Annotated in this window: 16 protein-coding genes; 2 read left to right on the forward strand and 14 right to left on the reverse strand. The window is 63.7% G+C overall.

Translation table 11 applies throughout. The features are described from left to right. Nucleotides 1-4: 4 nt before the first annotated feature. The 4 genes from JWV26_RS13590 to JWV26_RS13605 are packed head-to-tail and all read right to left on the reverse strand — an operon-like array spanning nucleotide 5 to nucleotide 2022. On the reverse strand, nucleotides 5-271 hold the full coding sequence (locus JWV26_RS13590; protein ID WP_074913750.1) for an acyl carrier protein: 267 nt from the start codon (nucleotides 269-271) through the stop codon (nucleotides 5-7). A gap of 11 nt (nucleotides 272-282) precedes the next feature. Then, nucleotides 283-543 (reverse strand): phosphopantetheine-binding protein, encoded by a 261-nt coding sequence (locus tag JWV26_RS13595; RefSeq protein ID WP_017678587.1) that lies wholly within the window; start codon nucleotides 541-543, stop codon nucleotides 283-285. Continuing rightward, entirely contained in the window at nucleotides 524-1333 is an 810-nt protein-coding gene (locus JWV26_RS13600) for a lysophospholipid acyltransferase family protein (RefSeq protein WP_241201218.1), read from the reverse strand. The genes JWV26_RS13595 and JWV26_RS13600 overlap by 20 nt, the downstream gene beginning before the upstream one ends. Beyond that, nucleotides 1306-2022 (reverse strand): beta-ketoacyl synthase chain length factor, encoded by a 717-nt coding sequence (locus tag JWV26_RS13605; protein WP_206417072.1) that lies wholly within the window; start codon nucleotides 2020-2022, stop codon nucleotides 1306-1308. Before JWV26_RS13605 ends, JWV26_RS13600 begins: the two co-directional genes overlap by 28 nt. A gap of 249 nt (nucleotides 2023-2271) precedes the next feature. On the opposite strand from JWV26_RS13605, the gene JWV26_RS13610 reads away from it, so the two are divergent. Then, the gene (locus JWV26_RS13610) at nucleotides 2272-3042 is read left to right on the forward strand and encodes a ParA family protein (protein ID WP_074913752.1); all 771 of its coding nucleotides are present in this window, start codon (nucleotides 2272-2274) and stop codon (nucleotides 3040-3042) included. Nucleotides 3043-3087: 45 nt separating this feature from the next. Here JWV26_RS13610 and JWV26_RS13615 read toward each other — a convergent pair whose 3' ends face one another. The 10 genes from JWV26_RS13615 to JWV26_RS13660 all read right to left on the reverse strand — a co-directional run bounded on the left by JWV26_RS13615 (nucleotide 3088) and on the right by JWV26_RS13660 (nucleotide 18228). Then, nucleotides 3088-3885: a universal stress protein gene (locus tag JWV26_RS13615; protein WP_074913753.1), complete on the reverse strand. Its 798-nt coding sequence runs from the start codon at nucleotides 3883-3885 to the stop codon at nucleotides 3088-3090. 122 nt (nucleotides 3886-4007) lie between these two features. Beyond that, a complete protein-coding gene (locus JWV26_RS13620) occupies nucleotides 4008-4451 on the reverse strand; it encodes a YiiD C-terminal domain-containing protein (RefSeq protein WP_206417073.1) in 444 nt (147 codons plus the stop codon). Nucleotides 4452-4630: 179 nt separating this feature from the next. Next, on the reverse strand, nucleotides 4631-5065 hold the full coding sequence (trxC, locus tag JWV26_RS13625; RefSeq protein ID WP_079784762.1) for a thioredoxin TrxC: 435 nt from the start codon (nucleotides 5063-5065) through the stop codon (nucleotides 4631-4633). Between the two features lie 58 nt (nucleotides 5066-5123). Beyond that, entirely contained in the window at nucleotides 5124-6914 is a 1791-nt protein-coding gene (locus JWV26_RS13630; protein ID WP_072423343.1) for an SLC13 family permease, read from the reverse strand. Nucleotides 6915-7195: 281 nt separating this feature from the next. Further along, nucleotides 7196-8659, reverse strand: coding sequence for a protein adenylyltransferase SelO (gene selO, locus JWV26_RS13635; protein ID WP_072423342.1), 1464 nt, complete (start codon nucleotides 8657-8659; stop codon nucleotides 7196-7198). 16 nt (nucleotides 8660-8675) lie between these two features. Further along, nucleotides 8676-12026, reverse strand: a complete 3351-nt coding sequence (gene mscK, locus JWV26_RS13640) for a mechanosensitive channel MscK (protein WP_072423341.1) — start codon at nucleotides 12024-12026, stop codon at nucleotides 8676-8678. A 129-nt stretch (nucleotides 12027-12155) separates the two neighbouring features. Next, the gene (locus JWV26_RS13645; RefSeq protein ID WP_072423340.1) at nucleotides 12156-13901 is read right to left on the reverse strand and encodes a potassium/proton antiporter; all 1746 of its coding nucleotides are present in this window, start codon (nucleotides 13899-13901) and stop codon (nucleotides 12156-12158) included. Between the two features lie 162 nt (nucleotides 13902-14063). Next, nucleotides 14064-15869, reverse strand: a complete 1806-nt coding sequence (locus tag JWV26_RS13650) for an acyl-CoA dehydrogenase (RefSeq protein ID WP_072423759.1) — start codon at nucleotides 15867-15869, stop codon at nucleotides 14064-14066. A gap of 87 nt (nucleotides 15870-15956) precedes the next feature. After that, on the reverse strand, nucleotides 15957-17048 hold the full coding sequence (locus JWV26_RS13655; RefSeq protein ID WP_206417074.1) for an NAD(P)H-dependent flavin oxidoreductase: 1092 nt from the start codon (nucleotides 17046-17048) through the stop codon (nucleotides 15957-15959). After that, a complete protein-coding gene (locus JWV26_RS13660; protein ID WP_072423338.1) occupies nucleotides 17020-18228 on the reverse strand; it encodes a YbfB/YjiJ family MFS transporter in 1209 nt (402 codons plus the stop codon). Before JWV26_RS13660 ends, JWV26_RS13655 begins: the two co-directional genes overlap by 29 nt. Before the next feature lie 93 nt (nucleotides 18229-18321). On the opposite strand from JWV26_RS13660, the gene JWV26_RS13665 reads away from it, so the two are divergent. After that, nucleotides 18322-19191, forward strand: coding sequence for a LysR substrate-binding domain-containing protein (locus JWV26_RS13665; RefSeq protein WP_045733903.1), 870 nt, complete (start codon nucleotides 18322-18324; stop codon nucleotides 19189-19191).

A 19191-nucleotide genomic window follows, 5' to 3' on the forward strand; every position in this document is an offset into this window, starting at 1 on the left:
GGGGTCAGTCTTGGGTCTGAGGCGTGTCATTGATCAGGCGATACACGGCCTCGACCACATCGCCCACGCTGCGCACGCTCTTGAACTCCTCGGCGGCGAGCTTGCGCCCGGTCTGGCGCTTGATATGGTCGATCAGGTCGACCGCATCGATGCTGTCGATCTCCAGGTCTTCATACAGGCTGGCGTCCAGGGTCACACGCTCGGCCTCCAGCTCGAACAGCTCCACCAGGGCGCTACGCAGGGTGACGAAGATTTCTTCACGGCTTTGCATCGGTGAAATCCTCAAGCAGCTTTCTGGGCGGAAACGAACGCAGCCAGGCTCGCGACGTTGGCGAAGTGCTTGCGCGTGTCCTTGGCTTCAGCGTCGATCTTGATACCGAAACGCTTCTGGATTGCCAGCCCCAGCTCGAGTGCGTCCACCGAGTCCAGGCCGAGCCCTTCGCCAAACAGAGTCTGCTCCGCGCCAATGTCATCGGCACTCATGTCCTCGAGGCCGAGGGCATCGATGATCAGGTTCTTGATTTCAAGTTGCAGATCGCTCATCTGAGGCGAGCTCCTTCATAAAGTGTTGGTGCAGATGGTCGTTGAGCTTGCGCGAAGCTATCGGCAATGGCGCCTGCTCGGTGAATTGGCGCGGATCGATATCCTCCCCGACCCGCAGCCGAAAGTGAAAACGACGCGACGGAATGCTGTACCAGGGCTCGGCCTTGGTCAGCGTCGTGGGCGTCACGCTGATGACCACCGGGGTCACCACGCTGGCGCCGCGCACGGCAATCGCGGCGGCGCCACGATGAAATTCCGGGCTGCTGCCAGGTACGGTACGAGTGCCCTCGGGGAAAATGATCAGGGTTTCGCCGTTTTGCAGGGCGCCGGCAGCTTCGTCAAGCATGTCCATGCTGCCGCTGTTGCTGATGTACTGGGCGGCGCGAATCGGCCCGCGCATGCAGGGGTTTTCCCACAGGCTCTGCTTGACCACGCAGTTGGCATCGCGGATGAAGGCGATCAGCACCACCACATCGATCAGTGAGGGATGATTGGCGATCACCATCTGTCCCGGGCGGCCCAGGCGCTCTGCACCCTCGACCTCATAGGTGAGTACGCCGGTGCGGAACATGAATTCGACGAATAGGCGAAAGGTACGGCTGACCACCGCGCGTGCACGGGTACGCCGATGCAGGGCGTCGCCTGGCAGCAGGCCGATCAGCGGGAATACCAGCACGCGCAGCAGTACACCGCCGACGCCGAACAGGGCGAAGCTCAGTGCAGTGGCGACAAGCCTCCATGCATAAGGCGGGCTATAAGGGCTCAGGCCTCGTTGCGTGACCAGGTCCATTGGCGGTCTTTCCAGTAATGAGTCAGCGTTCGCTGCCCGCCATGCAAGGCGCGCAGCAGGTTCAGGGGGTGTGGCCAGGCGGCGGGTAAGCCGGATTCGGCAGGTGCGAGGCTCAAGGTCCAGGTTTTGCCCGGTTTCAGCAGCAGAGCCAGCGCGTACGAGAAGGGTACGTCATCTATATAGGCTGTATAGAGGTCGGGCGGCAACTCTTCGGCAATGACCAGCAGAACAGCGGGGGCGCCTTCGGCAAGTAGCCCGCTGGCTTCGAGCATGGCCTGTTCCAGGCCGTCCCCGGCAGCGGCCATGGCGGTCATTTCGCTATTGTCTTCGCGCAGGATCGACCACAGACCGATGATGGCGTTGTGCACTGACAGGCTGAATTGGGTGGGCGACAGCGGCTCGCCCTTCGCCAGCTCGTTGAGGATCGCCAGCGTGCGCGGGGTTTCGCCATGGCGCGAGGCGAACACCAGGGGTAAAGGGCCTCGCCCCTCGGCCAGTGGCCAGGCGACATGGAACAGCATGCGCGCCAGCCGGCTGAGGCGGCGCCGTTGCATGGCGGGTAGGAAACTGACGTCCGGCTGTTGCTGGTCGTCGGGCACGACCATGGGGGCGTTGCACCAGGCACGCCAATCATCCTCTGACTCCAGGCCGGGGGCCCAGGCGCGCAATCCTTCGATCTGGAAATTCATAGCACGAGGCTTTTCGCCACTCCGGGCATACTGGTCGGCACGACGATACGCCTGAAAGAGACAGCGTCAGTCAGTGCCATGGCATAGTGCCGGTACTTGTTCGGGCGGGCATTATCTAGATGCACGCGGCGCTGTGCAAATGTTGCGCAGCTTCTTCTGATGGGCGGATGATGGCGATGTGGCCTACGTCTCGTGCTTGTCATGGGCTTTGCATAGAATTCGGAACATTCCAGATCAGGGAGAGCGGCGATGCGACGTGTGGTGTTCAACCAGAAAGGGGGGGTGGGCAAGTCCAGCATCGCCTGTAATCTCGCGGCGGTCAGTGCGGCACAGGGCTACCGTACGCTGCTGATCGACCTGGATGCCCAGGCCAACTCGACTCACTACCTCACCGGGCTCACTGGCGAGGAAATTCCCATGGGCATTGCTGACTTCTTCAAGCAGACCCTGTCTTCCGGGCCCTTCGCCAAGAAGGGCAAGGTGGATATCTACGAGACGCCGTTCGACAACCTGCACGTGGTCACCGCCACGGCCGAGCTGGCCGAGCTGCAGCCGAAGCTGGAGCAGAAACACAAGATCAACAAGCTGCGCAAACTGCTCGACGAACTGGCCGAAGATTACGACCATATCTACCTGGACACACCGCCGGCACTGAATTTCTATACGGTTTCCGCGCTGATTGCGGCTGACCGCGTGCTGATCCCCTTCGACTGCGACAGCTTCTCGCGCAACGCCCTGTATGGCCTGCTGGCCGAGATCGACGAGTTGAAGGAAGACCATAACGATGCTCTGGAGGTGGAGGGCATCGTGGTCAACCAGTTCCAGCCGCGCGCGACCTTGCCGCAGCAATTGCTGGATGAGCTGATCGCCGAGGGCTTGCCGGTGTTGCCGGTGAACCTGATGAGCTCGGTAAAGATGCGCGAATCGCACCAGGTGTGCACGCCGCTGATCCATCTGGATGCACGGCACAAGCTGACGCTGCAGTTCGTCGAATTGCACGATCTGCTCAATCAGGCTTGAGGGACTGTCAACGATAAAACAAGGCGCCCGCGGGCGCCTTGTTCGTTAGCGCACCACGAACACGTCGCAAGGCGCCTTGTGCAGGAAATGCTGCGCCAGGCTGCCCAGCAAGGCTTGAGAAAAGGCGCTGCGGCCGTGGCTGCCGAGCACCAGCAGTTCTGCTCGACGCGTCTTGATCTGCTCTTGCAGGCTGCGCAGGATGCCGCCCTGCAGCACGTCGTGGCTGAGCTTCGGGCCGCCAGGCGGCAGGCTTTGCGCTTCGTCTTGCAATAGCTGATCGATCAGGCCGCGCTGGGTCTGCAGTTGCAGTTCCACCTGCTGCGGCGTGCCCTTGTCCGGTTCGAATACGTGCAGGGCGTGCAGCTCGGCATCGCCGGGCAGCAGGCGATAGGCCTGGCCGAGGGCACTGCAGGCGCACAGAGAGAAGTCGATGGCGGCCAGCGCCCTCTTATAAGGCTGGGCGTCGTTGCGCGCTACCAGCAGCAGCGGCACGGTGCAGCGGCGGGCGATGCGATCGAGGCTGGTGCCGGAGAAAAAGTCATGACGCTGGTGGTGCCCGCCCAGCACCAGCAGGTCGCAGCCGCTGTCCTGAACCTGTTGCAGCACCACTTCCGAAGGTTTGCCGCTGAGCATGCGCAGTTCAGTGCCGGGAGGGGCGTATCGGGTCAGGCTGCGATCCAGCGCTTGGCGCGCCTTTTCGTGCTGTTCGCTGCTCTGGCTAGGGTCGAGCACGTGCAGGATGCTCAGTCGGGCGTTGTGCTGCTGGGCCAACTGCGTGGCGCGGCATAACGCCATGTCAGCGGTGTCGCGCAGGTCATGGGCGATAAGAATGTGCTTGAACATGGTGACGGCTCTCCTGCCGATACCCCTCGGCAATTTTATTGTGCCTGTTCAGATAGCCGCTCTTTTGACCTATGGCAAGGTCGGGGAATGTTACCGATTGCGAATGCAGGCAGCGGCACCGTTCAGCGTAAACGCAATTGGTAGTACCCGCGACTTTCTGCGACCACTTCGCCGCTGCCGTCGGTCAGTTGCAGCTCCAGCAGATATTCGGCCTTGCCCTGCTGGTTGGCCTGTTCTTCCAGGTGGACGATTTCCTCGGCCGAGAGGCGCGCCTCGACCTGAATGTCGCCCGTGGCCGGGCGGCGAAAGCGCAGGTTCATTTCCTTGATGATGGGATAGAAGCGCTGGGCGTCGAAGCTGGTCAGAAACAGCGCGCCGCCGGGAATTTCGGCCAGGGTGAACAAGGCGCCGGCGTACATGCTGCCGATATGGTTCTGGTTGCCTTGCAGGGGCATGCGCAGGCGCACGAAACCTGGCTCCAGCACTTCGGCCTTGAGGCCGCTGCGTTTGACGAAGGCGATCTGTTCCTCGGTGAGCTGGCGAGCGATTTCTACGGGCAGCGGCATGGCGAAACTCCTTGAGCGGACGTTTTGCCAGACTAAGGGGCGGTTGGCGCGCTGCAATTGACCGCAGCGCCCGTGGCGACTGACCGAAGCGCTCAAGCGCCCCAGGCACGTAGTCCGGATGCAATCCGGGAAATCGCGTAACGGCTATCCCCGGATCGCATCCGGGCTACCGGTGCATCCTAAATGCCCTGCTGGCGCAGCCAGGCCTGCAGTTGTGGGAGAGGCATGGCGCCGCTCTGGCGGGCGACTTCGACGCCGCCCTTGAACAGGATCAGGCTGGGAATGGAGCGTATGCCCAGTTGCCCAGCCAGGTTCTGATTGGCCTCGCTGTCGAGCTTGCCCAGGCGGCAGCGTCCCTGCAGCTGTGCGGCTGCCTGCTGGAAGGTCGGGGCGAAAGCCTGGCAGGGGCCGCACCAACTGGCCCAGACATCCACCAGCAATGGCAGGTCGCCTTTCAACTGACTGGCGAAGTTGGCTTGGGTGAGCGTGATGGGCGCAGCGGGCAGCACTTCACTCTTGCAGCGGCCGCAGCGTGGGGCGTCGTGCAGACGCTCGGCGGGAATGCGGTTGAGCCCGTTGCAGTGCGGGCAGGGAATCAGCAGCGGATCGGACATGAGGCGAGGCTCCGTGAGTCATGTCCCTTAAATGGCGCCAGCGCCTGCGGATATCAAGTCAGAGCGGGGTCAGCGGGAAGAACCAGGGGATGACCAGGGTGGCTACGCCCCACAGCAGCAGGTTCAGGGGAATACCGATCTTCATGAAGTCGGTAAAGCGGTAGCCACCGGCGTTGTAGACGAAGGTGTTGGTCTGGTAGCCGATGGGCGTGGCGAAGCTGGCACTGGCGGCGAACATCACTGCGACCACGAAGGCGCGTGGGTCCACGCCCAGATGTTGGGCCATGCCGATGGCGATGGGGGTGATCAGCACGGCCACGGCGTTGTTCGACAGCATTTCGGTAAGGATGGACGTGAACAGGTAGATAAAGCTCAGCATCAGCAACGGTCCGGCCCAGGGCAGCCAGCCCATGACGTTTTCCACCAGCAGCTTGACCAGGCCAACCTTGTCCATGGCGATGCTGATGGCCAGCATGCCGAAGATCAGGCTGAGAATTTTCCAGTCCACCGCCTTGTAGGCGTCTTCCACATCCAGGCAACGGGTCGCCAGCACGGTGACTGCGCCGATGATCGCCAGGCCTTCGATGGGCATCACGCCAAAGGCGGCCAGCAACATCACGGCCAGGGTGGAGAGAATCGCGATGGGCGCCTTGTCGCGGCGGAAGGCGCGCTCCTGCACGGCGTTGAGGCTGATCAGCTCGCCGTTGTCGGCGAAGCGTTTGATCTGTGCCGGCGTGCCTTCGACCAGCATCACGTCGCCGAATTGCAGCTCGAAATCATCGAGGTTGCCCTGCACGTTCTCGTCCTGGCGATGCACGGCGAGCACGGCGATACCGTAGCGCGCGGTAAGGTCCAGATCGCGCATCGGGCGGTGGCTGTAGCGTGAGTTACGCCCGACGATGGCCTCGGCGAGAATCACGTCGTGGCTGCTGATGGTCTCGAAGGCATCACCGCGGTTGAAGCTCAGGTGGCCGCTCTCACGCAGCTCCACCACATCCTTGACCTGGCCGTGCAGCACCAGGCGGTCGCCACTGGAGAGCAGGGTTTCGGCGCCGGGTTCGGTCAGTTCCTGCTCTTCACGGAACAGCTTGAGCACCTGCAGGCCACTGCCGCCATTGAGGTTGGCTTCGTGCAGGGTCTTACCGATCATCGGTGAGTCGTGCGGTACCAGCAGTTCGGTCATGAAGGTGCGCGACAGATCCGGGCGCAGCTGGCGCGACAGGGTCTCGCGTTCTGGCAGCAGGTGGCGGCCTACGGTCAGCAGGTAGAGCATGCCAAAGGCGGCCATGATCAGGCCGACGCCGGTGATCTCGAAGATGCCAAAGGGCGCCATGCCCGCCTTGCGTGCGACACCGTCGACCAGGATGTTGGTCGAGGTGCCGATCATGGTCAGGGTGCCGCCGAGAATGGTGGCGTAGGACAGCGGGATCAGCAGTTTCGACGGCAGAGTGCCGGCGCGGCGCGCCAAGGCGATGGCCACCGGGGTGAGGATGGCCACCACTGGCGTGTTGTTCAGGCAGGCCGATACCACCAGCGCGGTGACGGTGAGGCCGGTGAGCACGCGAATCGGGCTGGTGCCGACCAGATTGCCCAGCCAATTGCCGAGGGCGTCGATGCAGCCGGTACGCTCCAGCGCAGCGGAGAGCACGAACATGCAGGCGATGGTCACGGGGGCTGAGTTGGACAGCACGCTTAGCACTTCGCCTGGCGTCAGCAGCTGGCTGACCAGCAAGGCGGCTACGGCGATGGCGGCGACGATGTCCGGGCTCCACTTTTCGCGGACGAAGGCATAGAGCACCCAGATCAGCAGGGCGCCGACAAACAGCAGAGGCAGGGAGTCCCAGAGCATGAAAATCCTTAGAACCGGCCGCTGATCCGCTGGGTGGCCTGGCTGTTTGGCAGCAGGTCTCGGCCAGCGGGATCGGGGACAGATTCTTTGCGTCGAATCTCGTGTGAGGTATCGGGCACGCACTGGGCGGCCTGGCAGGGCGCCAAGATAGAGGGGTTCTTTTAGATAGTCTAAGAATGTTTGGGCAGATTGATATGCCTTTTCGATTTAACAGATAAGCGCTGTCGAGAGGTCTGGCCAGAGTCTGTGGGCCGCCACGAACAGGGCCAAAGCGCTACCACTTACGACGAACAGCTGATCTCCAGGTGCTTGCCCCACTCCGGCGGGCGTTCGGCATAGCGCTGCATGTCCGGTTGTTCGTCGAACGGTCGTGACAGCACCGCGTGCAGCTCACGTACCGGGCCATAGTCGCCCTGTTCGGCGGCTTCGATGGCCTGCTGTGCCAGGTAGTTGCGCAGGATGTACTTGGGGTTGACCGAATGCATGCGCGCCTGGCGTTCGGCCTGTTCGCCGCCCTCGCGTTCGCAACGGGCCAGGTAGTCGCGGCTCCAGGCGTCGAAGCCGGCGAGGTCGACGAAATCGTCACGCACGATCATCAGTGCCTCGGCAGGCGCCTGTTCGCCGAGGTGGCGGAAGAACAGGGTGTAGTCGGTGGATTTACCGGCCTGCATCAGTTGCAGCAGACGCTGGATCAGCGCTTCGTCCTCATCCTCGGCACTGGTGAAACCCAGGCGCTTGCGCATCAGGTCGAGGTAGTGCGCCTGGTACAGCGGCAGGAACAACTCCAAGGCCTCGCGCAATTGTTCGACCGCGGCGAACGGCGTCAACGCCTGCGCCAGGGCGGCGAGGTTCCAGTGGGCGATGGGCACCTGATTGCTGAAGCTGTAGCGACCGGTGTCGTCGGAATGGTTGCAGATATGGTTGGCGTCGAAATCGTCGAGGAAGGCGTAAGGGCCGTAGTCGAAGGTGATGCCAAGGATCGACATGTTGTCGGTGTTCATCACGCCATGGCAGAAACCATAGGCCTGCCAGTAGGCGATCATCGCGGCGGTGCGTTCGATCACCTCGCGCAGCAGCGCCAGCCAGGGTTCGTCCTGTTTCAGGCACTGCGGGAAATGGCAGGCCATGACGTGTTCGCCCAGAGTCTTCAGGTGCTCGTGTTGGCGCGTGTAGTAGAAGTATTCGAAGTGGCCGAAGCGCACGTGGCTCTGCGCCAGGCGCAGGACCATGGCGGCGCTTTCCTGCTTCTCGCGCCACACCGGTGTCTCCGAACCGGTCACGCATAGCGCGCGCGAGCTGGGGATACCAAGGGCATGCAGGTGTTCGCTGGCGAGAAACTCGCGGATCGAGCTGCGCAGCACCGCGCGGCCATCGCCCATGCGCGAGTAGGGCGTCATGCCGGCGCCCTTGAGGTGCAGATCCCAATGCTGGCCGGCCTCGTTGACCACTTCGCCCAGCAGCAGTCCGCGACCATCGCCCAGGCGCGGGGTGTAGCCGCCGAACTGGTGGCCGGAATAGACCATGGCGCGCGGTTCGGCTTCTTCCCAGAGTTTGTGTCCGGCGAACAGTTCGGCGAACTCGGGGCGCTGTGCTTCGCTAGCGGCGAGATCGAGCAGAGCCAAGGCTGACTCGCTCGCCACCACCAACCTTGGCTGCTCGATCGGTTCGGGCAGTATTTCGGTTGAGAACGCATCACCGAGGCGGGCGAAGCGGTTGTTGAAGCTCAGCGTATCGAGACTTTTCACCAGGGTTCCTAACTGCTCAGGGCGCCGCGGGCGGCTTGGGTGGTTGCTGCAGGCTGGCGGCGCCGGCAGCTGCGGCCTTGGCCAGATCCTTTTGATCGAGTTTTTGCTCGCCGTGTTCCAGGTTCTTCACATACACCTCGACCTGACGGAAGGCGATGTTGATGCCGTTCTTCGGGAACTCGCGGTCGATGAAGCGGTTGATCTCGTCTGTGGCCGGGTTGCGGTCGCCGAGGTCGCGCACGTGGATGCGCAGCTCATGGTCCAGCGTGCTTTCGCCAAAGTTTAGGAAGTACACCAGCGGCGACGGCTCCTTGAGCACCCTTGGGTTTTCCTGCGCCGCTTGCAGCAGCAGCTTGCGCACCAGGTCGAGATCCGAGCCATAGCCGACACCGACCTTGAGGGTGACGCGGGTGACCGTGTCGCTCAGCGACCAGTTGATCAACTGGCCGGTGATGAAGGTCTTGTTTGGAACGATGATTTCCTTGTGGTCGAAATCGGTGATGGTGGTGGCGCGGATACGGATCTTGCTCACTGTGCCGGACAGGTTGCCGATGGTCACCACGTCGCCGATACGCACCGGGCGCTCGAACAGAATGATCAGGCCGGAGATGAAGTTGGCGAAGATTTCCTGCAGGCCGAAGCCCAGGCCCACCGACAGCGCGGCCACCAGCCATTGCAGCTTGTCCCAGCTCACCCCCAGGGTGGACAGGGTGGTGACGATACCGATACCCACCAGCACGTAGGACAGCAGGGTGGTGGTGGCGTAGGCGCTGCCCTGCGCCAGACGCATGCGCGACAGCACCAGTACCTCGAGCAGGCCCGGCAGGTTGCGCGCCAGGGCTACGGTGATGGCGACGATGATCAGCGCGCCGATCACGTCCATCAGGCTGATGGGCACCAGTGTTGCGCTGTCTCCGGTGCCACTGCTGTATTCGTAGAGATTGATCGTGTCGAGGTAGGTGAAGACGCCGATCAGATCGGCCCAGACCCAGTACAGGCAGACCAGGAAACCGCCGAGCAGGGCCAGGCGAATCAGGCGCAGGGACTGCTGGTTGACCTGCTCGATATCCAGGGTCGGTTCTTCTACCGGTGCTTCGCCATCCAGGCTTTCCTTGCTCTGTGCCTGGCGTTTGGCCAGTGCACGCTGATAGGCCAGGCGTCGTGCCGCCACGCTCAGGCCGCGTACCAGCGTGGCCTCGACGATAAGCAGGATGATCAGCAGGTACAGGGTGTCGATCAAGCGGTCGGTGAGCTTGAGCGCCGTGTAGTAATAACCGAAGGCAACCGCACCGATCAGCGCTAGCGGTAGCAGGTTGAACAGCACGCCGACGCTGGTGCGCAAGGCGGAGGTGTTCTCGCGCAGCGGGGCGCTGAACAGCAGGTGGAACAGCAACCAGGCCATCAGGGCGTAGCAGCTCAGGACCACGGCGATGCCGATGACGTCGTTGGCCAGGCTCGCCGGCTGGTGTTCGGCAATGCTCACCACGGCCACCAGCGCCATCACCACCAGGCCCAGGCGGCGCAGGTGCTGGCGGAAGAAGGCAACGTTGGCCGGTGGCCAGTGGAAGTGCAGGATGGCCACACCATCCGGAGAAAGAATGCGGTGCAGGGTGTAGAACACCAGCCAGGCTTCCGCCATCTCATAGAGTGCGGCACCCAGATAGAGGTTCTGCCCGCGCGCATCATGCAGCAGGGCATAGCCGCAAAGCGCCAGGAACAGTGTAACCGGTAGCGCGAGGATGACGTTGAGCCCCAGTGCCATCGGTGTATGTAGCTGGCTGTCGTGCTTGTAATGGCCGATGTCGCCATGCAGGGCGCTGAGCTTGTTGAACAGATACTGGCGCCGCCAGAGAATCAGGGCGCAGAGCAGAATCAGCGGCAGGAAAACCAGTGGGCGCTCGAACAAACCGGCGCCGAGCTCGCTGATGGCCAGACCCCAGGGCATGCTGGCCAGTTGCTGCTCAAGACGACGCGGTGCCGATTTCAGCCAATCCAGATCGAGTGGCTTGTTGCTGGGAATCCAGAACATCTGCTCGTCGATGGTGGCGCGCAGGCTGCTGGCCGTGCTCTCCAGCTCCTTCTGGTTGAGCTGAAGGGTGATCGACTCATTGAGCAGCGCATTCAGCGAGCGATTGAGGCGGTCGAGCAATTCACGCCGGGTGTTGAGTTGCTCGCGCAGTGCATTGCGCAGTTCAGGGGTGACCTCCTCGCTCGGCTGGTCGCTGAGCAGGTTGTCCACATAGCGGGCGGGGTCGCTGATTTCTTCACGTTGCTTGTTCAGCTCGAACTGATAGAGACGAATGTCGGCGATCTCGTCGGCGAGCGAGCCGTCTTCGAGCTTGAGTTTCGGCAGGGCCTGTTTCTGCTGGTAGAGAATCTTCGACAGCAGCAGGCTGCCTTGCAGCACCCGAATCTGCTCATCCAGGGCCTGGTTGGCCTGATTGAGGTTGTCCAGCTGCTGACGAGTTTGCAGGTTTTGCTCGGTCAGGCCGTTGAGGCGGTCTGTCGCACGCAGCAGATAGTCGGAAAGCTTCAGGTTGAGCGAGCTTTCCCTGGCCAGCAGCTTATCCGAACTGGCACGTTCGGCCTCGCGCGATTGCTCGGCGACAGTCTGCTCCGATTCCGCACGGCGCCGTTCGTTGATCAGACCCTGCAGGGCCTGGCGCTCCTGCTCGGCGCGATTGATACGTTCCTCGAGCAGTGCGCGCTGGGCACTGCCGAGGTCTTGCAGCAGGCTGTTGCCGGCCAGCTCCTGGCGGCGTAGCTGGGTTTGCGCTGCGAGCAACGAGAGCTCCGCGCTGAGTTGATTACGGCGCTCCTGGGTCAGTGCCTTGCCATCGAAGCGACCGCTCTTGAGGCCGTCGTTGATCAGTTGGCTGCGTGTCTGGTTCTGGCTGATCTCCGCCTGGGCACGCTCCGGGCGGGTTTGTGCGGTGATCACCAGGCTGTTGGCCTCGATGATGGCCTTGTTCCATTCGCTGATCTGGCTGGAGCGCTCGCTGAGCAATTGTTCGAGCTGAGCGAGCGAGGTCCGCGCATGGCGCGCGGAAACCTGTTGTTCCGGGCTGGCCTTGAGTCTGTCCAGTTCGCGCTGGGCCTCGGTGATCAAGCGCGGCGCGTCGTCCAGTTGCTTGCGCAGGTCGCTGAGACGCTGATCGGCGCTCTGCCGATCCTGAAGCATGCGCAGCGTCTGTTCCAGGGTCTGTTTGAGCGCCAGCTGCTCGGCTTCCGGCAGTTTGCGATCAGCCAGGCTATCCAGGCTCTGCTGCACGCTCTCCGCCGTCGGTGGCTCCTCGGCGAACACCTGTGGGATGCCAATGAACAGGGCGAACAGAACGGCTGCTAGGGAAAGGCGCGACAGATGCATGGTCGATTGATCTACTGAGTTTAGCGATAACGATTGAGAATGCCTGCGGCACAACGAAGACGCGGGCCCTGTGGCCCGCGCGTGATGCTGATGCTAGCAGAGTCCTAGCCGGTAGTTTTCAACTGCTTGCTAGAAGTGCAGCCCGGGGCCGGGACGGGCGCCCTCGGGGAATCTGACGCCGACTTTGCGCACCTTGTTCCCTTCCATGGCTGCGACCGTCCAGGTCAGGCCCTGCCACTCCACCTGGTCGCCGACTACGGGCTCACCACCGATTTCGTGAGCGATGAAGCGCCCCAGCGGCTGATTGCCTTCCAGCTCGTCGAGCTTCAGGCCGTAGAGCGCCGCGACTGCGCTCAGCTCGGCGTCGCCTTCCAGTACGAAATCACCGAAGAAGCGCAGGTCCTGGCCACGCTTGGGCGCCTGGCTGAACAGCTTGCCGAGGGCTGGCAGGTCGTGTTCGTGGCCGATCACGCAGAGCAGGTCGCCAGCTTGCAGGCGTGTGCTACCCGAAGGGTGGAGCAACTCGCGGCCACGGAACAGGGCGGCGATACGGGTGCCATCGGGCATGTTCAGCTCACGCAGGGCGGCGCCGATGCACCATTTTTCTGCACCCAGGCGATAGACGAACAGCTCCCACTGGCTGGTCGGGTGTACTTCCAGGCCGGCGCGTGACACCGGTGCTGGCTCCGGCGGTACGGTCACACGCATCAGCTTGGCGGCCAGCGGCAGGCTGGTGCCCTGCAGCAACAGGGAGATGATGACGATGAAGAAGGCGACGTTGAAGAACAGCTGCGCATTGGGCAGGCCGGCCATCAGCGGGAACACCGCGAGGATGATCGGCACCGCGCCGCGCAGACCGACCCAGGCGATGAAGATCCGCTCGCGGTCGTGGAAGGCACGAAACGGCAGCAGGCCGAGGAAGATCGACAGCGGTCGCGCGAAGAGGATCATCCACAGTGCCAGGGCCAGAGCCGGCAGGGCGATCGGCAGCAGCTCGTGCGGAGTGATCAGAAGGCCGAGGACGAGGAACATGCCGATCTGCGCCAGCCAGGTCAGGCCGTCGAGCATGTGCAGAATGCCGTGGCGCGAACGGATCGGTCGGTTGCCCAGCAGCAGGCCGCACAGGTAGATGGCGAGGATGCCGCTGCCACCCACGGCGGTGGTAATGGCGAAGATGATCAGGCCGCCGCTGACCACCAGGAGCGGATACAGGCCGGTCGCCAGCTCCATGCGATTGATCAGTTTCAGCAGCAGCCAGCCGCCCCCCAGGCCGAGCAGGGCGCCGAGACCGAACTGCTGCACCAGCTGGATCGGCAGGTCCCAGCTGAAACCGGTCTGGCCGCTGGCGAGCATGGCGATCAGGGTCACGGTGAGGAACACCGCCATCGGGTCGTTGCTACCGGACTCGATTTCCAGTGTGGAGCTGACCCGTTCGTTGAGGCCGCGCCCGCCCAGCAGGGAGAACACCGCCGCGGCATCGGTGGAGCCGACGATGGCGCCGATCAGCAAACCTTCCAGCAGGGTCAGATTGAACAGCCAGGCGGCAGCCAGGCCGGTCAGGCCTGCGGTTATCACCACCCCCACCGTCGCCAAGGATAGCGATGGCCACAAGGCCACACGGAAGCTGGAGACCCGTGTGCGCATACCACCGTCGAGCAGTATCACCGCCAACGCCAGGTTGCCGACAAGATACGCCAGGGGATAGTTGTTGAAGATGATGCCGCCAGGGCCGTCGGTGCCGGCCAGCATGCCGACGGCGAGGAAGATCACCAGGATGGGGATGCCGAAACGAGTACCGAACGCGCTGACCAGAATACTGGCCGCTACCAGCAAGGCGCCGATCAAGAACAGATTATTGATGGCGCTGGCATCCAACGGCGCGTACTCCTGGCTGGGTCATCGGGTGCGCCGTTATGCATGGCGCGTGCCAGGGATTCTAACCGTAGCCTTCGTACCGCTGTCAAAAAGGTTATTACATTTTTCTAAATTGCCCCGAAGCGCCTCGTGCAGGGGCGCCCCGGGGGCTTTGGCTCAGTTTCAGAACCAGGCGTCCTGCATGCCCAGGCAGGTGTCGTCACGCGCTTCGAGAATGGCCAGGTCGTGGTGGCAGCTCGGCACCTCCCAGGTCAGGAAGTAACGCGCGGCTTGCAGCTTGCCGCGATAGAAGGCCTGCTCCTCGGCATTGTCCGTGCGGGCCAGGCCTTGTGCGGCGCGAATCGCCTGCTCCAACCAGCGCCAGCCAATTACCGTGTGGCCGAACACCTTCAGGTACAACGCCGAGTTGGCCAGTCCCTGGTTGACCTTGCCGCTCATCAGATCGCCCAGCAGCGCCAGGGTCACCGCCTGCAGGCGCGCCAGCAGCTGTTCCAGCGGCTGGCGCAGGGCGGTGAGCGATTCGTGCTCGCTGGCGCGCTGGCAGCAGTCGTTGATCAGCTTGAGCAGTTGCTTGAGTGCAGCGCCACCGTTCTGCGACACCTTGCGCCCGAGCAGGTCGAGCGACTGGATGCCGTGGGTGCCTTCGTGGATCGGGTTGAGGCGGTTGTCGCGGTAGTACTGCTCCACCGGGTACTCGCGGGTGTAGCCGTGGCCGCCGAGGATCTGGATGGCCAACTCGTTGGCCTTGAGGCAGAACTCCGAGGGCCAGGACTTGACGATGGGCGTGAGCAGGTCGAGCAGCTCTAGGGCGCGGGTGCGCTCTTCGGCTGTCTCCAGGGTGTGGGTGTCGTCGAACAGGCGTGCGGCGTACAGGCCGAGGTCGAAGGCGCCTTCGACGTACGCCTTCTGGGTCAGCAGCATGCGCCGCACATCAGCGTGCTCGACGATGGAAATCTGTGGGCTGGTCGGGTCCTTGCCATCGGGCTGGCGGCCCTGCGGACGGTTGCGCGCGTAGTCCAGCGAATACAGGTAGCCGGCGTAGCCGAGCATGATCGCGCCCATGCCAACGCCGATGCGCGCCTCGTTCATCATCTGGAACATGTAGGACAGGCCAGCGTGCGGCTTGCCCACGAGATAGCCGACGCACTCGCCGTTGTCGCCGAAGTTCAGCGCCGTGGAGGTGGTGCCGCGCCAGCCCATCTTGTGGAACAGGCCGGCCAGGGTCACGTCGTTGCGCGCGCCCAGTGAGCCGTCGTCTTTGACGTGGAACTTGGGCACCAGGAACAGGCTGATGCCTTTAACGCCGGGCGGTGCGTCCGGCAGCTTGGCCAGCACCATGTGCACGATGTTCTCGGAGATCGGTTGGTCGCCGCCGGAGATGAAGATCTTGTTGCCCTTGATCCGGTAACTGCCGTCGGCGTGCGGTTCGGCCTTGGTGCGAATGTCCGACAGCGACGAGCCTGCGTGCGGCTCGGTCAGCGCCATGGTGCCGAAGAAACGGCCATCGATGATCGGTTGCAGGTAGCGGGCCTTCTGCTCCTCGCTGCCGAAGGCCTCGATCAGGTTGGCCACGCCCATGGTCAGCATCGAGTAGGAGCTGGTGGCGATATTGGCCGACTGGAAATGGGCGAAGCAAGCCTGCGACAGCAGGTTGGGCAGTTGCATGCCACCGTGTTCGAAATCGCGGGTGGCATTGAGAAAGCCGGCCTCGTGGAAGGCGCGCAGGGCGGGTTCGACCTCGGGGATCAGTACCGCGCCGCCGTCGACGTACTGCGGCTCGTGTTCGTCGTTCTTGCGGTTGTGCGGGGCGAACAGCTCTTCGGCGATGCCACGCGCGGTGCTGATAGCCGCATCGAAGGTCTCGCGGTTGTGATCGGCGAAGCGCGGACGCTGGGTCAGGGCTTCGGCGTCGAGCACTTCATAAAGTTCGAACGCCAGGTTGCGGGAGCTGAGCAGGGTCTCGGACATGGAACGGGCCTCCAGATGATCGACCGAGTCTAGGCAGTCAGTCGCCTGGCTGCCCAGCATCATCATCGGTGGTGATAAAGCGCTACATCACCTGTAGGAGCGGCTGGGCGGCATTGTGCTCCAGTCGCGTTTCGCAAGCGGGGCAAAGCCCAGCGCCAGCTCACGGGTCAGCTCCGCTGCAGACATGGGCCGACAACTCGCGACATTCTGCCCGGCCCATAACGGCGAAAAGTCCCCGCTACCTTGTGCTTCGGCCGCCGTACGCAAGGGTGCGATGGCCGCAGTGGCCAGGGGAAAGGCTGGCGCCTGCGTGCTCAGCGGCCCCAGCTCGCGCATCAGGCGATTGACGATGCCGCGTGCCGGGCGACCGCTGAACAGGTTGGTCAGTGCGGTATGGCGCGCCGCCGGGCTCTGCAGTGCTGCGCGGTGCAGAACGCTGGTGGTGGCCTCCGGGCACAACAGATAAGCACTGCCGACCTGCACGCCAGCGGCGCCCAGGGCCATGGCTGCGGTCACGCCGCGGGCATCGCTGATACCGCCGGCGGCAATCACCGGTACGTTGAGGGCATCGACCAGTTGCGGCAGCAGGGCGAAGGTGCCGAGCTGGCGGCTCAGGTCGAAATCCAGAAAATGCCCGCGATGGCCGCCAGCTTCCAGTCCTTGGGCGATCACCGCATCGACGCCGTGCTCCTGCAGCCACAGCGCTTCGTCCAGGGTAGTGGCGCTGGAGAGAATCTTCGCCCCGCTGCGGCGTACTCGCTCTAGCAGGTCCGGCTGCGGCAGGCCGAAGTGGAAGCTGACCACCGCAGGGCGGAACTCCTCCACCAGTGCGGCCGCTTCGTCGTTGAACGGCAGGCGCCCAGGCCCGCTGGCAATGCTCGCCGGGTTCACGCCCAGCTCGTCATAGTAGGGCGCCAGCGCTTCGCGCCAGCCAGCCTCGCGGGCCGCGTCCGGCTCGGGCGGCACATGGCTGAAGAAGTTGAGGTTGAACGGCCGCTCGGTCAGCTCGCGCATCGCCTGCAGTTCTTGGCGCAGGGCGGCAGGCGTGAGCATCGCGCAGGGAATCGAGCCGAGGCCGCCGGCCTGGCACACGGCGGCGGCCAGGCGATGATCCTGCGAGCCGGCCATCGGCGCCTGGATCAGGGGCAGGTCAGTGTCGAGCAGGGCGGTGAGAGACATGGGATGGCTCCATTTCAGCATGGGATCGTGGTTCGGACACCTGCCAGGCCCACAGGACGGCCCAGAGCAATGCCGCGGTACCGATAAGGAAGCTGCTCGTGAGGCTATGGCCAGCGGCTGTCCAGTGTTGCACCAGCCAGGGGCCGAGCAACTGGCTGCCGCTGTACAGACTGATCAGCAGGGCGGCCAGGCGCAAGCCCTGGTCCGGGTTGAGGGCGCGGGCCAGGCGTTGGGTCAGCAATACGGTGCCGAGGAAGGTCCCGCCGACCAGCAGCGCGCAGGTCATGACGCCAAAGGGACCGGGTAGCAGGATCGGCATCGTCACACCGAGCAGTTGCAGCAGGTAGTTGGCCAGCAGGGCCCGACGATCGCCCAGCCAGGCGCCGGCATGATTCCACAGCGTCGCCGAGAGCAGGCAGGCGAGCGCCGTCCACCACCAGTTGCCGACCAGTAGCGGATGACCGGCAGGCAGCTGCTCGCGGGCCAGGGCCGGCAGAAAGGTCAATGGCAGGATGTAACCCAGGCCTGCTCCCAGATAGGCCATCGGTAACGCCAGGTTGTGGCTGCCGAACAATGCGCCACGAGCGGTCGCGGGTGGCTTGTCGGGCAGATCCCGCGCCAGGCGCCTCAGCATCGGAGCGCAAAGCAGCGCCAGAGGCAGGGCGCACAGCGCGATCGGCAGCCAGCGCATCGGTCCCTGCCATGGGGTGATGGCCACCAGCACGCCGCACAGCAACATGCCGCCACCCAAGCCCAGATAGACCAGACCGCTCAACGCCGTGGCCTGGCGCAGGGCAAGCCACTCCAGCACCAGGGCCGGGGCCAGCACGAAGACCACGCCGTTGCTGACGCCGTTGGCCAGGCGCAAGGCGGCCAGCAGGTCGACGTCGTGGGTGAACACCTGGGCCAGGGTCAGGCCGGCATTGACCAACAAGGCGGCCGGCAGGCCCTGGCGTAGGCCGCGCGGGTTGGCCATGAACAGTGCGAGCAGGGCGCCAAGCAGATAGCCGAGATAGTTCCAGGTCGCCAACTGGGCGCCTTGGGCCAGATCGAACAGGCCGTCGTCGAGCAGCAGTGGCAGCAAGGGGGTGAAGGCGAAACGGCCCAGCGCGTGGACGACCACCAGCGCCAGTGCGGCGGCGAGCAGGGCAGTGAGGTGGGCGCGGTCGAGTCTGGGCATGGGGTCTCCGGTCGTGCTGCCTACCTTAGTCATTGTCGTTAATTGATGGTTAGTGAAAAATATTGCGGTCTATTTTCACTTTTGGTGAATACCATGGATGCCTGGCAACGACTCAATCCGCAGCTGCTGCGTTATTTTCTCGCCGTGGCTCGGGAGGGCTCGCTGAGCGCCGCTGGCGTGCGCCTGCACTGCGTGCCGTCGAACGTCTCGGCGCGTCTTCGTCAATTGGAGCAGCAACTGGACATCCGGCTTTTTCAGCGTCAGGGGCAGCGTCTGCGAGTGACTGCGGCCGGCGAACGTCTGCTGCCCCATGCCGAGCACCTGGAACAGCTTTGCCAGATGGCCTGGCGCAGCGTGCAGGAAGATATCTGGAGCGGCGATCTGCGTCTGGGGTCGATGGAAACCACCGCCGCGGTGCGTTTGCCTGAGCTGCTGGCGGCTTTCCACCAGCGGGCTCCGCGAGTGAACCTGCAGCTCAGCACCGGGCCGAGCCGGCGACTGGTCGAGGGGGTGTTGTCAGGAGAACTGGACGGCGGATTGATCGGCGGGCCGTTCGAGCATCCTCAGCTCGACTGCCTGCCCATCTGGCAGGAGGAACTGATGCTGGTGCTGCCGCCCGAGCAGGATGGCACCCAACTGGAGAGTCGACCGCAGACTCTGCTGGGTTTCCCCGATGGATGCCATTACCGCGAGCGCCTTGAGCGCTGGGCAGTCAGTCGTGGTTTGCAGGTGGCGGCGCGGCAGAGCTATGGCTCCATCGACGCGATCTTTGCCGGCATTGCTGCCGGCATGGGGATCGGCCTGTTGCCACGCAGCCTGCTCGACAGTCACCCGCGTGTGCATCTGGTGCAATACCAGGCCATCGCCCCTGAGCTTGGCGCAACGACTACATTGTTGGTACGTCGTCGCGACGCCGGTGAGCACCCGCCGCTGGCCTTGTTGCTGGAGCTGATGCGCGCGTAA

Source organism: Ectopseudomonas toyotomiensis, from assembly GCF_017167985.1.
Taxonomy (GTDB): Bacteria; Pseudomonadota; Gammaproteobacteria; order Pseudomonadales; family Pseudomonadaceae; genus Aquipseudomonas; species Aquipseudomonas toyotomiensis.